The sequence below is a fragment of the Streptomyces sp. NPDC028928 genome (assembly GCF_055564915.1).
Window position 1 is genome coordinate 557,720 of the sequence record NZ_JBVHVI010000002.1, and the last position, 14,060, is coordinate 571,779.

General features: G+C 72.0%; 14 protein-coding genes. 8 read left to right on the forward strand and 6 right to left on the reverse strand.

Features of this window, described 5'->3' with window-relative positions; translation table 11 throughout:
- Nucleotides 1-80 precede the first annotated feature (80 nt).
- A complete protein-coding gene (locus tag ACZ4U1_RS08330) occupies nucleotides 81-1,097 on the forward strand; it encodes a DUF916 domain-containing protein (RefSeq protein ID WP_467901116.1) in 1,017 nt (338 codons plus the stop codon).
- Here ACZ4U1_RS08330 and ACZ4U1_RS08335 read toward each other — a convergent pair.
- Both ACZ4U1_RS08335 and ACZ4U1_RS08340 read right to left on the reverse strand, forming a co-directional pair.
- The gene (locus ACZ4U1_RS08335) at nucleotides 991-1,329 is read right to left on the reverse strand and encodes a P-II family nitrogen regulator (RefSeq protein ID WP_030657043.1); all 339 of its coding nucleotides are present in this window, start codon (nucleotides 1,327-1,329) and stop codon (nucleotides 991-993) included. The two genes, ACZ4U1_RS08330 and ACZ4U1_RS08335, sit on opposite strands and share 107 nt — an antisense overlap.
- Nucleotides 1,326-2,636: an ammonium transporter gene (locus ACZ4U1_RS08340; protein WP_467901120.1), complete on the reverse strand. Its 1,311-nt coding sequence runs from the start codon at nucleotides 2,634-2,636 to the stop codon at nucleotides 1,326-1,328. Before ACZ4U1_RS08340 ends, ACZ4U1_RS08335 begins: the two co-directional genes overlap by 4 nt.
- 152 nt (nucleotides 2,637-2,788) lie before the next feature.
- Here ACZ4U1_RS08340 and era point away from each other — a divergent pair, with 152 nt between their 5' ends.
- Nucleotides 2,789-3,742: a GTPase Era gene (gene era / locus ACZ4U1_RS08345; protein WP_467901123.1), complete on the forward strand. Its 954-nt coding sequence runs from the start codon at nucleotides 2,789-2,791 to the stop codon at nucleotides 3,740-3,742.
- 4 nt (nucleotides 3,743-3,746) lie between these two features.
- Here era and ACZ4U1_RS08350 read toward each other — a convergent pair whose 3' ends face one another.
- Nucleotides 3,747-4,607, reverse strand: a complete 861-nt coding sequence (locus ACZ4U1_RS08350; protein WP_467901126.1) for a helix-turn-helix transcriptional regulator — start codon at nucleotides 4,605-4,607, stop codon at nucleotides 3,747-3,749.
- 124 nt (nucleotides 4,608-4,731) lie between these two features.
- Between ACZ4U1_RS08350 and ACZ4U1_RS08355 the strand changes: the two genes are divergently transcribed.
- Nucleotides 4,732-5,580, forward strand: a complete 849-nt coding sequence (locus ACZ4U1_RS08355; protein WP_467901130.1) for an NAD-dependent epimerase/dehydratase family protein — start codon at nucleotides 4,732-4,734, stop codon at nucleotides 5,578-5,580.
- Here the strand turns inward: ACZ4U1_RS08355 and ACZ4U1_RS08360 are convergent.
- Genes ACZ4U1_RS08360 through ACZ4U1_RS08370 form a run of 3 tightly spaced genes read right to left on the reverse strand, consistent with a single transcriptional unit; the run spans nucleotide 5,526 to nucleotide 8,309 of the window.
- Nucleotides 5,526-6,893, reverse strand: a complete 1,368-nt coding sequence (locus ACZ4U1_RS08360; protein WP_467901133.1) for a GH1 family beta-glucosidase — start codon at nucleotides 6,891-6,893, stop codon at nucleotides 5,526-5,528. The genes ACZ4U1_RS08355 and ACZ4U1_RS08360 overlap by 55 nt on opposite strands.
- Before the next feature lie 57 nt (nucleotides 6,894-6,950).
- On the reverse strand, nucleotides 6,951-7,217 hold the full coding sequence (locus ACZ4U1_RS08365) for a protealysin inhibitor emfourin (RefSeq protein WP_467901136.1): 267 nt from the start codon (nucleotides 7,215-7,217) through the stop codon (nucleotides 6,951-6,953).
- A 21-nt stretch (nucleotides 7,218-7,238) separates the two neighbouring features.
- Nucleotides 7,239-8,309 carry a M4 family metallopeptidase gene (locus tag ACZ4U1_RS08370; protein WP_467901138.1) on the reverse strand — a complete coding sequence of 357 codons (1,071 nt, stop codon included), beginning with the start codon at nucleotides 8,307-8,309 and terminating at the stop codon, nucleotides 7,239-7,241.
- Nucleotides 8,310-8,650: 341 nt separating this feature from the next.
- Here ACZ4U1_RS08370 and leuA point away from each other — a divergent pair, with 341 nt between their 5' ends.
- From leuA to ACZ4U1_RS08395, 5 genes are all read left to right on the forward strand, one after another.
- Complete coding sequence (gene leuA / locus ACZ4U1_RS08375) at nucleotides 8,651-10,372, forward strand: 2-isopropylmalate synthase (protein ID WP_467901141.1); 1,722 nt, start codon at nucleotides 8,651-8,653, stop codon at nucleotides 10,370-10,372.
- Nucleotides 10,373-10,558: 186 nt separating this feature from the next.
- Complete coding sequence (locus ACZ4U1_RS08380; protein ID WP_467901144.1) at nucleotides 10,559-11,254, forward strand: tellurite resistance TerB family protein; 696 nt, start codon at nucleotides 10,559-10,561, stop codon at nucleotides 11,252-11,254.
- Between the two features lie 50 nt (nucleotides 11,255-11,304).
- Complete coding sequence (locus ACZ4U1_RS08385) at nucleotides 11,305-12,492, forward strand: sialidase family protein (protein WP_467901148.1); 1,188 nt, start codon at nucleotides 11,305-11,307, stop codon at nucleotides 12,490-12,492.
- Nucleotides 12,493-12,557: 65 nt separating this feature from the next.
- The gene (locus tag ACZ4U1_RS08390) at nucleotides 12,558-12,929 is read left to right on the forward strand and encodes a DoxX family protein (RefSeq protein WP_467901151.1); all 372 of its coding nucleotides are present in this window, start codon (nucleotides 12,558-12,560) and stop codon (nucleotides 12,927-12,929) included.
- The gene (locus tag ACZ4U1_RS08395; RefSeq protein ID WP_467901154.1) at nucleotides 12,926-13,858 is read left to right on the forward strand and encodes an RNA polymerase sigma-70 factor; all 933 of its coding nucleotides are present in this window, start codon (nucleotides 12,926-12,928) and stop codon (nucleotides 13,856-13,858) included. The genes ACZ4U1_RS08390 and ACZ4U1_RS08395 overlap by 4 nt, the downstream gene beginning before the upstream one ends.
- The last annotated feature ends 202 nt before the right edge of the window (nucleotides 13,859-14,060 follow it).

Genomic DNA, 14,060 nt, shown 5'->3' on the forward strand with positions numbered 1-14,060 from the left:
GGGCGTCCGCACCCGCCCGCTGCCCTGTCCGCCCTGCCCGCCCTGTCTCCCGTGCCTTCCGTCCATGGGGGTCCGCACCCATGCGCAAGCCGTATGTCCTCCTGAGCCTGACCGCCCTGCTCCTCGGCCTGCCCACCGGCACGGCCCGAGCCGCCGACAACGGCAGCTGGTCCGTCTATCCGGTCGCCTCGAAGATCGCCGCGCGGCCCTACTTCACCCTCTCCGCCGAGCCCGGCCAGACCCTCACCGACAAGGTCGCCGTCCAGAACAAGACCGCCCGCCCGCTCACCTTCCGGCTCTACGCCGCCGACGCCTACAACACCGCCCGCGACGGCGGGTTCGCCGTACGCACCCTGAAGGAGCCGATGCGCGGGGTCGGCGCGTGGGCCAGGCCCGCGAAGTCCCGGATCACCGTGCCCGGCCACAGGACCGTCACCGTGCCCTTCACCCTGCGCATCCCCGAAGGAGCCGAGCCCGGCGACCATCCGGGCGCGATCGTCGCCCTGGACGAGCAGGTCGCCCACGGCAGCGGCAGCCTCGCGCTCGGTGTGCGGCGGGCCGTCGGCGCCCGGGTCTACCTGCGGGTCGGCGGTCCGACGCTGCCCGCGCTCTCCGTCGGGCACCTGAGCATCGGCCACCACCAGCCGCTCGTCCCCGGCCTCGGCGACAGCACCGCCACCGTCTCCTACACCCTCCGCAACACCGGCAACGTCACCCTCCACCCCAAGGTGGAGCTGAAGGCGCGCGGACTGTTCGGCCGTACGCTGCTCGACCGGCAGCTGACCCGGGTGCCCGCCGAGCTGCTGCCGGGGCAGCGGGTACGGCTCACCGAGACCTGGCGCGGGGCGCCCCAGTTCGACCGGGCGGACGTGACGCTCACCGCGAGCGCCCAGGACAGCCGGGAGTCCGCGAGCGCCGGCTTCCTCGCGCTGCCCTGGCTGCCGGTGGCGCTGGTGTTCGCCGCCGGTGTGCTCACCGGGGCACTGCTGGTCAGAGCGCGTCGGGCCCGCGCTCGCCGGTCCGCACCCGGACGACCGTCTCCACCGGAACGGCCCACACCTTCCCGTCCCCGATCTTCCCCGTCTGCGCGGCCCTGACGATCGCGTCGATCACGTCGTCGGCGGCGGCGTCCTCCACCACGACCTCGATCCGCACCTTCGGCACCAGGTCGACCCGGTACTCGGCCCCCCGGTACACCTCGGTGTGGCCGCGCTGCCGGCCGTAGCCGCTCGCCTCGGTCACGGTCAGACCGTGCACCCCCAGCTCCTGCAGGGCGGTCTTGACCTCGTCCAGACGGTACGGCTTGACGATCGCGGTGATGAGCTTCATGCCTGGGTCTTGACCTTCTGAGCGGAGGGGAGGACGGAGTGGGAGACCGGGGCGCCGTGCCCCAGGACGCCGTGATCGTATGCGGTCTCGGCGTGCACCGTAAGGTCCAGCCCGGTGTGCTCCTGCTCCTCGCTCGCCCGCAGGCCCATCGCCTTGTCGAGCAGCGTGCCGAGGCCGTACGTCACCGCGAAGGCGTACACCGCCACGACCACCACGGCCAGCAGCTGCTTGCCGAGCGGGGCGAGCCCGCCGCCGTAGAACAGGCCCTCCGTGCCGCCGGTCATCGCCTTCTCGGCGAACAGGCCGATCAGCAGGGTGCCGATGATCCCGCCGACCAGGTGGACGCCGACGACGTCCAGGGAGTCGTCGTAGTTCAGCTTGAACTTCCAGCTCACCGCGTACGAGCAGACGACACCGGCGGCGAGGCCGACGACGAGGGCGCCGAGCAGGGACACCGTGCCGCAGGACGGGGTGATCGCGACCAGGCCCGCCACCGCGCCCGAGGCCGCGCCCAGGGTGGTCGGGTGGCCGTCGCGCCGCTGCTCCACGAAGAGCCAGCCGAGCAGGCCGGTGCAGCCGGCGGCGAGCGTGTTGAGGAACGCGGCGGCGGCGAGGCCGTTCGCGCCGAGCGCGGAGCCGGCGTTGAAACCGAACCAGCCGAACCAGAGCAGACCGGCGCCGAGGATCACCATGGGCAGGTTGTGCGGGCGCATGGCGTCCTTCTTGAAGCCCAGCCGGGGCCCGAGCACCAGGCACAGGGCCAGCCCGGAGGCGCCGGATGTGATCTCCACGGGCAGACCGCCGGCGAAGTCCAGCGCACCCAGCTTGTCGAGGATCCAGCCGCCGGGGCCCCACACCCAGTGCGTCACCGGAACGTATACGAGCAGCGTCCACAGCGGTACGAAGACCAGCCACGCCGAGAATTTCGTCCGGTCGGCGACCGCGCCGCTGATCAGCGCGGCCGTGATGATCGCGAAGGACAGCTGGAAGGTGGCGAAGAGGGCGGTCGGGACGGTGCCGTGCACGCTGTCCGGGGTGATGTGGGCCATGCCGGCGTGGTGGAGGCCGCCGATCAGCCCGCCGCCGACGTCGTCACCGAACGCCAGCGAGTAGCCGGCCGCCAGCCACACCACCGTGACCAGGGCGATCGACACGAAGCTCATCATCAGCATGTTGAGGACGCTCTTCGTGCGGACCATGCCGCCGTAGAACAGGGCGAGACCGGGGGTCATCAGCAGGACGAGGGCGGTCGCGGCGAGCAGCCAGGCGGTGTCGCCGGTGTTCACGGCGGCGGCAGCGAGGGTCACGGGCGTCTCCAACGGTGTGCGGACTGCGTCAGAGGCTCACCGGTGCGGGTTTCCGGTCGCGTACGGCTGTGTTTCCGTGACGTTTCGTTGCGTGAGGGTTACCGAAACCTCACGGTACGGCGGTGCCTCGTGGATCAGGGACAATGAACGGCATGAGCGTTCGCACCCAGTCATCCGAGCAGCCGGCCGAGACCGTCCACCGCGCCGGCTTCGCCTGCTTCGTGGGCCGCCCCAACGCGGGCAAGTCCACCCTCACGAACGCTCTGGTCGGGCAGAAGGTGGCGATCACCGCGAACCAGCCGCAGACCACGCGGCACACGGTGCGCGGCATCGTGCACCGGCCGGACTCCCAGCTGATCCTGGTGGACACGCCCGGCCTCCACAAGCCGCGCACGCTGCTCGGCGAACGTCTCAACGACGTGGTCCGCACCACCTGGGCCGAGGTCGACGTGATCGGCTTCTGCCTCCCGGCGAACGAGAAGATCGGTCCCGGTGACCGCTTCATCGCCAAGGAGCTGGCCGGGATCCGGAAGACCCCCAAGGTCGCCATCGTCACCAAGACCGACCTGGTCGACTCCAAGGCCCTGGCCGAGCAGCTGATCGCGATCGACCAGCTGGGCAAGGACCTGGGCATCGAGTGGGCCGAGATCGTCCCGGTGTCGGCGGTGGGCTCCCAGCAGGTGGATCTGCTGGCCGACCTCCTGGTCCCGCTCCTCCCCGAGGGCCCGCCCCTCTACCCCGAGGGCGACCTGACCGACGAGCCCGAGCAGGTCATGATCGCGGAGCTGATCCGCGAGGCCGCGCTGGAGGGCGTCCGCGACGAGCTGCCGCACTCCATCGCCGTGGTCGTGGAGGAGATGCTCCCGCGTGAGGACCGCCCCGCCGACCGGCCGCTGCTGGACATCCACGCCAACGTCTACATCGAGCGCCCCAGCCAGAAGGGCATCGTCATCGGCCCCAAGGGCAAGCGCCTGAAGGAGGTCGGCATCAAGTCCCGCAAGCAGATCGAAGCACTGCTGGGCACACCCGTCTTCCTGGACCTCCACGTGAAGGTGGCCAAGGACTGGCAGCGCGACCCGAAGCAGCTCCGCAAGCTGGGGTTCTGAGGCGTCACCGTCGGCGGTCGGCGCCCTGGGCGGTCATGTCCTGCAACCCCACCACCCTCAGCAACTGAAGCCTCTCGTGTGACTCCGTGCCGGGGCGGGCCGTGTGGATGATGAGGTGGTGGTGGGCCTCGTGGCTCAGGAGGACCTCGCAGTCGAGTTCCAGCAGGCCCACCACCGGGTGCAGGAAGCGCTTGGTGCGCGGGCGGCGCAGGGACACCTCGTGGTTCTCCCAGAGCCGGGCGAACTCCTCGCTCTGTGCGCGGAGTTCGGCCACCAGGGCCGCCGGTTCCGGGTCGTCGGGGCGGGCCGCGGTCACCGCGCGGAGGTTGGCCACGTGGTCGCGGGCGTGGGCCGGGCGGTCCTCGGGAGGGAACAGCGCACGGGCCGTCGGGTCCAGGAAGAAGCGGCGCGTCAGGTTCCGTTCCCGCGCCGGAAGGGCGGACGCGTCACCGACCAAGGCCTTGGCCAGCGCGTTCTGCGCCAGCACCGTACCCCAGTCCGTGACCACCTGCGCCGGTGAGTCGTACAGCCGGTCCAGCACCAGGAGCAGCCCGGGGCGGACGTGGGGCGAAGCCCCCTCCCGGCGTGGTGGTTCCTCGCCCACCAGGTGGAACAGGTGGTCCCGTTCGTCCTCCGTCAGGCGCAGCGCACGGGCCAGCGCCGTCAGCATCTGGCGGGAGGGGCGCGGGCCACGCGACTGCTCCAGGCGCGTGTAGTAGTCGACCGACATCCCGGCCAGCGACGCCACCTCCTCCCGGCGCAGTCCGGGCGTACGACGGCGGGCGCCCGCCGCGAGGCCCACGTCGGACGGTTCCAGCCGGGCGCGGCCACGGCGCAGGAAGTCGGCGAGTTCGGCTCGGTTCACCCTTCCAGCGTGGGGCAGCCCGCCCGGCTTATCCAGGGACTGTCGATCCCCCGATCGGGAGGTCTCTCCCGGTCCGCGCTCCGGCCGCCGAAGGTGGAAGCCGTCCACCGAGAGGAGCACCACCATGTCCACCACACTCGTCACCGGCGTCACCGGCCAGGTCGGCACCGGGTTCCTGCCGAGGCTGCTGGCCCAGCGGCGGCCGGGCGAGCGGGTCCGGGTGATCGTGCGCGACGCGTCCCGCGCCGCCGCCCTCGCCGACCGCGGCGCCGAGGTCGTCGTCGGCGACCTGCGCGACACCGACGTCCTCGGCAAGGCCCTCTCCGGAGTCGACGCCGTCGTCAACATCGCGGCCGCCTTCCGGGGCGTACCGGACGAGGAGATGTGGGCCGTCAACCGCGACGCGGCGCTGGAGCTGGGCCGGGCGGCCCTGGCCTGCGGGGTGCGGCGGTTCGTGCAGGCGAGCACCATCCTGGCGTACGGCGCCGGCCGCGGCCGTCCGCTCGTCGAGGACGACCCCACCGTGCCGGGCGGCCCGATGTGGATGGCGTACCCGGAGGCCAAGGCGGAGGCCGAGCGCGGACTGCTGGCGCTGGACGGGCTGGACGTCCGCGTCGGCCGCCTCGGCTTCGTCTACGGCGAGGGCGACCCGCACCTGCCGGGCATCACCCGCTGGACCTCCACCCAGCCGGCCACCAAGCGGCACCAGCTGGTGCACGTCGCCGACGTCGCCCAGGGCCTGCTGCGCCTGCTGTACGCCCCCGGCGCCGACGGCCGCACCTACAACATCGCCGACGACGCCCCGGTCACCGTGCTGGACATCCACCAGCTCCTCGGCGTGGAGCCGCCCGCGGACGGCCCCGACCCCGACCCCTGGTACGCCATCGCCTCCACCGACCGCATCCGCCGCGAACTGGGCTACCGGCCCTGGTTCCCGACCGTGTGGTCCGCCCGGGACGCCGGAGCCCTCTGAGGGCCCTGCTCCCGCAGCACGTCCCGGAACCAGCGGTACGACGCCTTCGGTGTCCGCTCCAGCGTCTCGAAGTCCACGTGCACCAGGCCGAACCTGCGGGCGTAGCCCTCGGCCCACTCGAAGTTGTCCATCAGGGACCACACGAAGTAGCCGCGGACGTCGACCCCGGCCTCGACCGCCCGGTGCAGGGCCCGGATGTGGGCGTCCAGGTAGGCGATCCGTTCCTGGTCGTCGACGCCGTCGTAGGAGCAGCCGTTCTCGGTGATGACGACGGGCGGGAGCCGGTCGCCGTAGCGCTCGCGGAAGCCGGTCAGCAGTTCCGTCAGGCCCTCCGGTACGACCGGCCAGCCGAAGTCCGTCACCGGGCGTCCCTCGATCTCCCGGACCGAGAAGGGGAGTTCGGCCGGCATCGTCAGGCCGCCGAACGCGGTGTCGGTGCCCTGCGGGGCGCCGACCATGGTCGGCGCGTAGTAGTTGATGCCGTACCAGTCGACCGGTTCGGCGATCACCTTCAGGTCGGACTCCACGTCCCCCGGCATCAGGGCGCCCATGCCCTCGGGGTACTCGCCGAGGATGACCGGCTCGGCGAAGAGGCGGTTGAGGAGGACGTCGTAGAAGCCGGCCGCCTCCAGGTCCGCCCGCTCCCGCGAGGCGGGCCAGGTGGGGCCGTGGGAGTTGGCGATGCCGATGCCGTCCGCGCCGGCCGCGCGCAGCGCCCGTACGGCCAGGCCGTGGGCCAGCAACTGGTGGTGGGCGACCGGGAGGGCGTCGAAGAGGAGCTGCCGGCCGGGGGCGTGGGCGCCCAGGGCGTGCCCGAGCAGGGTGTGTTCGGCGGGCTCGTTGAGGGTGATCCACTGCCGCACCCGGTCGCCGAGCCGGTCCGCGACCACCGTCACGTGGTCGGCGAACCGGGCCGCCGTGTCCCGGTCCAGCCAGTCCAGGTCCGCCGGGAGGTCCCAGTGGAAGAGGGTCGGGACCGGGCGGACGCCCGCCGCGCACAACTCGTCCACCAGGCGGTCGTAGAAGTCCAGGCCGCCGGGGGAGTTCACCCTCGGCCAGGAGACCGAGAAGCGGTACGCGTCCACGCCGAGGCCGGCGAGGAGGGCCACGTCCTCCCGGTAGCGGTGGTAGTGGTCGCAGGCCACCGCCGCCGTCGAGCCGTCCTTCACCCGGCCGGGCCCGGCCGTGAACACGTCCCACACCGACGGCTCCCGCTCCTCGGCCGCGCCCTCGATCTGGTGGGCCGAGGTGGACACACCCCACAGGAAGCCGGGCGGGAACCGGGGGATCGGGGTGCCTGCGTCAGTCGCCATGGCCGGATCATCCGTACCCGCGGTAACGGAAGTCAACGCCCCTGCGGCAAACGGCCGTTACGCGCCCTCCTTCAGCACCCGCGAGACCAATTCCCGCTGGTCCTCGGTGAGTCGGGGATCCGCCGCGTACACCGTGCGGCCGTCCACCGTGATCTCGTAGCCGAAGCCGTCCGGGACCCCCGTCGGAGGCGTGCCCCGGCCGGACGCCAGGACGCGTTCGGCCAGGGCCTGCCACTCCTGGGCGTCGGGCCGGCCCGAGGTGTCCACCTCGGCCCGGCGCTCGATGCCCGCGAAACCACCCGTGCGTCGCACTCGAATCCGCATGGGTCTGTGTCTAGTACGGAACTACAGCGTCCGCACCCCCACCTCTTCCCACGCCTTCTGCACGGCCTGGAGTTCGGCCCCGGCGCCGTACCGCTCCCTGGCCGCCTTCACCGTCAGCGTGGCGAAGTCGGCGAAGAGGGCGTCCTCCTTCAGCTTCCCGCCGGTCAGCACGTCGTACCAGATCTGCCCGGCCTTCTCCCAGGCGTAGCCGCCGAGGGCGGTGGCGGCCAGGTAGAAGGCGTGGTTGGGGATGCCGGAGTTGATGTGCACGCCGCCGTTGTCGCGGCCGGTGCGGACGTAGTCCTCCAACTTCGCCGGCTGCGGGTCCTTGCCGAGGACGTCGTCGTCGTACGCCGTGCCCGGGGCCTTCATCGAGCGCAGGGCCACCCCCGTCACGCGCGGGGCGAGCAGGCCCGCGCCGATCAGCCAGTCGGCCTCGGCCGCGGTCTGGCCCAGGGTGTACTGCTTGATCAGCGAGCCGAAGACGTCCGACACCGACTCGTTCAGGGCGCCCGACTGGCCGTAGTACTCCAGGTTGGCGGTGTGCTGGGTGACGCCGTGGGTCAGCTCGTGCCCGATGACGTCGACCGGGATGGTGAAGTCGAGGAAGACCTCGTTGTCGCCGTCACCGAACACCATCTGCTCGCCGTTCCAGAAGGCGTTGTCGTAGTTCTCGCCGAAGTGCACGGTGGCGTCCAGCGGCATTCCGTTGTCGTCGATGGAGCGCCGGCCGTAGACCTTCAGGTACAGCTCGAAGGTGGCGCCGAGGCCCGCGTAGGCGCGGTTGACGGTGGCGTCGGAGCCGGGGTCGGAGCCCTCCTCGCGGACCTTGGTGCCGGGCAGGTCCTGGGTGTGCTCGGCGTCGTAGATGGTGCGGTGCGGCTGGTCGGCGGCGGCACCGGCGGGCGGGGCGACGGCGGACGCACCGATCACCGTGGTCAGGCGGCGCTTGGTGCGCTGGTAGGCGTCGTGCTCCAGGGAGCGGCGGGCCGGGCCGGAGAGCGCGGGGTCCTCGTGGCGGGCGAGCTTGTCGAGGACGTGCGGCGGGACGATCGTGCAGAAGACGGGCTGGAAGCCCCCGTTGGTCGTCATGTTCCGCACCATCGCACTCTGTGATGGCGATGTCACTAGCTGCCACCATGATTGGTGAAATACCGGGACAGGGAACGCGACGGTCCGTGACGCTGTGGTACGGCGATGTGGTGCGGCACACTTTTTGTCCCGATTTGCCGCGCGGTCCCGCATACTGGGACAGGCCCGCGCACCCCGGAACGGCTCGGCTAGGCTGCGGAGCATCATGCGTTTCTGGCTGCTTCTTCTTAGCTGCCGCGGCGAGGGCCTGTAGTCGAGGCCGACTCCCTCCCCGCGGAGCTTGGCGTTGCGTCGTCGGCCGTCCACTCGGATATCGGACATCCTGAGGAGCCCACGCCATCATGGCCAACCGCCAGCAGCCCAGCCCCATGCCGATCCACAAGTACGGCCGCTACGAGCAGGTCGACATCCCGGACCGCACCTGGCCGAACAAGCGGATCACCACCGCCCCCCGCTGGCTCTCCACCGACCTGCGCGACGGCAACCAGGCCCTGATCGACCCCATGTCGCCCGAGCGCAAGCGGCGCATGTTCGACCAGCTGGTCAAGATGGGCTACAAGGAGATCGAGGTCGGCTTCCCCGCCTCCGGCCAGACCGACTTCGACTTCGTGCGCTCGATCATCGAGGAAGAGGGCGCGATCCCCGAGGACGTGACGATCTCCGTCCTGACCCAGGCCCGCGAGGACCTGATCGAGCGGACCGTGGAGTCCCTGAAGGGCGCCCGCCGGGCCACCGTCCACCTGTACAACGCCACCGCCCCGGTCTTCCGCCGGGTCGTCTTCCGCGGCTCCAAGGACGACATCAAGCAGATCGCCGTCGACGGCACCCGCCTGGTGATGGAGTACGCCGAGAAACTGCTGGGCCCCGAGACGGAGTTCGGCTACCAGTACAGCCCCGAGATCTTCACCGACACCGAGCTGGACTTCGCCCTGGAGGTCTGCGAGGCGGTCATGGACGTCTGGCAGCCCGGCCCGGGCCGCGAGATCATCCTCAACCTGCCCGCCACCGTGGAGCGTTCGACCCCGTCCACGCACGCGGACCGCTTCGAGTGGATGCACCGCAACCTCTCCCGCCGCGCGTACGTCTGCCTGTCCGTGCACCCGCACAACGACCGCGGTACGGCCGTCGCCGCCGCCGAGCTGGCGCTGATGGCCGGCGCCGACCGCGTCGAGGGCTGCCTGTTCGGGCAGGGCGAGCGCACCGGCAACGTCGACCTGGTCACCCTGGGCATGAACCTGTTCTCGCAGGGCGTCGACCCGCAGATCGACTTCTCCGACATCGACGAGATCCGTCGCACGTGGGAGTACTGCAACCAGATGGAGGTCCACCCGCGCCACCCGTACGTGGGCGACCTGGTCTACACGTCCTTCTCCGGCTCCCACCAGGACGCCATCAAGAAGGGCTTCGACGCCATGGAGGCCGACGCCAGGGCCAAGGGCGTCACCGTCGACGACATCGAGTGGGCCGTGCCGTACCTGCCGATCGACCCCAAGGACGTCGGCCGCTCCTACGAGGCCGTCATCCGCGTCAACTCCCAGTCCGGCAAGGGCGGTATCTCCTACGTCCTGAAGAACGACCACAAGCTGGACCTGCCGCGCCGGATGCAGATCGAGTTCTCCAGGCTCATCCAGGCGAAGACCGACGCCGAGGGCGGCGAGATCACGCCGAAGGAGATCTGGGCGGTCTTCCAGGACGAGTACCTGCCCAACCCCGAGAACCCGTGGGGCCGCATCCAGGTGAAGACCGGCCAGTCGACCACCGACACCGACGGCGTGGACACCCTCACCGTCGAGGCCACGGTCGACGGCGAGGACCGGATCCTGTCCGGCTCCGGCAACGGTCCGATCTCGGCCTTCTTCGACGCCCTGCAGTCCATCGGCATCGACGTACGCCTGCTGGACTACCAGGAGCACACGATGAGCGAGGGCGCCTCCGCGCAGGCCGCCTCCTACATCGAATGCGCGATCGACGGCAAGGTCCTGTGGGGGATCGGTATCGACGCGAACACGACGCGTGCGTCGCTGAAGGCGGTCGTCTCCGCGGTGAACCGCGCGGCCCGCTAGACCCCGTCCGACCGGCACTTTCGGCGCCCTGACCGCGCGACACGGCGGTCAGGGCGCCGTCATGTATCGGCCATCGCGTCCCTCAGGTCACGGAAAGGTCTCCTACGGGGTACTGACTCCACCTCGGTGATGTGGCTAACATCACGCCAGCGCGGCGATGTTGCCGCGCGGTTACGGAGGTGCGACGTGCTGCCAGTACGGGGACGAGACGGCCGTGCCACCAGGGCTGTGCGCATCCTGGGCACCCGCACCGCCTGGACACCCGTCGGAGACGGCGAGTTCTTCTGCCCCGGCTGCGGCGGCGACCGCAACTACCAGCGCCTCACCGGACGCCGCCGGCTCACCCTGCTCGGCGTGCCGGTGCTGCCGCGCGGGACGACCGGACCGGTGGTGGAGTGCGCGGCCTGCGGGCACCACTTCGGCACCGAGGTGCTGGACCACCCCACCACCCGCCGCTTCTCCGCGATGCTCCGCGACGCCGTGCACACCGTCGCCCTCGCCGTGCTCGCCGCGGGCGGCACCGGCTCCCGCACGGCCCTGGAGACGGCCGCCGCCGCGGTCCGCGCGGCCGGCTTCGCCGACTGCACCGAGGACCAGCTGGCCGCCCTGGTCGAGGCCCTCGCCGCCGACACCGGCCGCTACTTCGAGCAGCCCTGCGCGGCCGGGCTGACCATAGAGCTGCACGAGGCCCTGGACCCGCTCGCCCCGCACCTCGCCCCGGCCGGCCGCGAGTCCCTGCTCCTCCAGGCCGCCCGCATCGCCCTCGCCGACGGCCCCTACACCCCCGCCGAACGCGACGCCCTCGCCACCGTCGGCGCGGCCCTCACCATCTGCTCCGACGACGTGACCCGCCTGCTGGCCGCGGCCCGCACCCCGTCCTGACCACCCGCACGGAGCAAGGCCGCCCCGGTGATCGCGGGCAGCCTCAGGGAGTGACCCCGCGCAGCCGCTCCCTCCTCACCGGCCTGGTGCTCCTCGCCTCGCTCACCGCCCGGCTGCCCGCGCACGCCGCATCCGCGTCCGGCGGCTGCGACTCCTCCGTGCCCTACGTCTCCGGGCAGGGCGGGTACGCCGTCCACCGCATCCCGGCCGTGGTGAAGACCCGGCACGGCACCCTCCTCGCCTTCGCCGAGGGCCGGCGCTCCGGGCCCGGGGACACCGGTGACATCGACGTCGTCCTGCGCCGCTCCACCGACGGCGGCTGCACCTGGGGCCCGCTGACCGTGGTGGCCGCCGGCCAGGGGCACACCCGGGGAAACCCGGCACCCGTGGCCGACCCGCGCACCGGCGTGATCGTCCTGGTGACCTGCGCCAACAGCGGCAGCGTGACGGAGGCGCAGATCATGCGCGGCCAGGTCACCCCGCGGCAGGGCCGCCGGGTCTTCGTGCAGCACAGCCGGGACGACGGCCGGCACTTCACGGCCCCGCGCGACATCACCGCCCAGGTCACCCGGCCGGGCTGGCGCTGGTACGCCACCGGCCCCGGCCACGCCGTCGCCCTCACCCGCGGCCCCCGCACCGGCCGCCTGCTGATCCCCGCCAACCACTCCGCGGCCCCGCCCGCCGGCTCCCCCGACACCGGCCAGGAACCCCGGTACTACGGCGGCCACGCCCTCTACAGCGACGACCTCGGCCACACCTGGCACCTCGGCTTCACCGACGACACCTACGACGGCCGGACCAACGCCAACGAGACCAGCGCCGCCCAGCTGCCCGACGGCCGCGTCTACCTCAGCGCCCGCGACCAGAACGGCACCGCCCCCGGCAACCGCCTCGACACCTACTCCGGCGACGGCGGCCGCACCCTGGACCGCCCCTTCACCGTCCAGCCGGCCCTGAACGCCGTCCCCGTGGTCCAGGGCAGCGTCCTCCAGCCCCGCGGCCCCGGCGCGCCCCTGCTGTTCTCCGCGCCCTCCGTGCCGGGCGCCCGCCGTGCCCTGGCCCTGTGGACCAGCACGGACGCCGGCCGCACCTTCACCAGGCTCCGCACCCTCTCCGACCAGCCGGCCGCCTACTCCGACCTCGTCCAGCTCGGCCCTGGCACCATCGGCGTCCTCTACGAGACCGGCCGCCAAGGCCCCTACCAGTCGCTGGAGTTCCGCAGACTCCGCCTGCCGTAGGTGTCACAGGGACGGCCGGCTGTCTCGTCGTACGGGGTGAACGCACCGCCCGGTACAAGGAGTGGATGACGATGAACCTGGTCCTGTGGATCGCCGCCGGACTACTGGCCGCCGTGGCCCTGCTCGGAGGCGTCACCAAGACGTTCGTGCCGAGGGAGAGGCTGGCCGCCGTGCACGGCGGGGGGTGGACCGGCGAGGTCGGCGCCGGCTTCGTGAAGACACTGGGCGTGCTGGAGCTGCTGGCCGCGGCGGGGCTGATCCTGCCCGCCGCGCTCGGTATCGCACCGGTACTGGTGCCGGTGACCGCGATCTGCTGGATGCTTCTGATGGCCGGTGCGATGATCACACACGGGCGGCGTGGCGAGTTCGCGCTCGTGCTGCTGAACGTCGCCTACTTCGCACTGGCCGCATTCGTCGCAGGGGGGCGCTTCACATGAACAGGACCAGGACCGAGGAGTTCCAGGAGCTGCGGCCCCTGCTGTTCTCGATCGCCTACCGGATCCTGGGCAGCGTGAGCGAGGCCGAGGACGCCGTCCAGGAGACCTGGCTGCGCTACGTCGACTCCCCGACCGAACCCAGATCGGTCAAGGCCTTCCTCTCGGCCACGGTGACCCGGCTCTCCATCGACGTGCTGCGCTCGGCCCGCGTCCGGCGCGAGGCGTACGTCGGACCGTGGTTCCCGGAGCCGCTGCTCGCCGACCCCTACCAGGACCCGGCGCGCTCGGCGGAGCTGGCCGACTCGGTGTCGATGGCCGCCCTGCTCCTCCTCGAACGGCTCAGCCCGCTGGAGCGGGCGGTCTTCGTGCTGCGCGAGGTGTTCGACTTCGGTTTCCCCGAGATCGCCTCGGCCGTCGGGCGCTCGGAGGCCGCCTGCCGCCAGCTCGCGGTGCGGGCCCGCCGCCACATGACCGACGGCCGGCCCCGCTTCGAGGCCGACCGCACCGAACGGGAGGAGCTGGCGTCACGGTTCCTGGACGCCCTCCGCGAAGGCGATGTCACCGGGCTGCAGGATCTGCTCGCCGCCGACGTGTCGATGGTCGGCGACGGCGGCGGCAAGGCCCCGCAGCTGGCCCGGGCCGTCATGGGCGCCGACAACGTGGCCCGGCTGCTCGCCTCCGTCTTCCCCTGGCTGGCCCGGATCGGGGCGACCTTCGAGCCGCACGAGGTCAACAGCCAGCCCGGCGCGATCTTCCGCGACCGGGACGGCAAGGTGCTCCAGGCCCTGGCCCTCGACGTGCTCGACGGACGGATCCAGGCGATCCGGCTGGTGGGCAACCCCGACAAGCTCGGGCACGTGGGCCCGGTCGCGGACGCCTGGGCGGTCCACCGCGAGGTCCAACAGGCCCGCAGGGAAGCCCGGCAGTGACCGACGGTCTCAGTGCCGGTGTGTCCCGTGGGTCCCGAGGCCGGGCGGTCCGGGCCGGCAGGGAAGCCCGGCAGTGACCGCCGTCCTCGGTGCGGGTGTGTCCCGTGGGTCCCGAGGCCGGGCGGTCCGGGCCGGCAGGGAAGCCCGGCAGTGACCGACGGTCTCAGTGCGGGTGTGTCCCGTGGGTCCCGAGGCCGGGCGG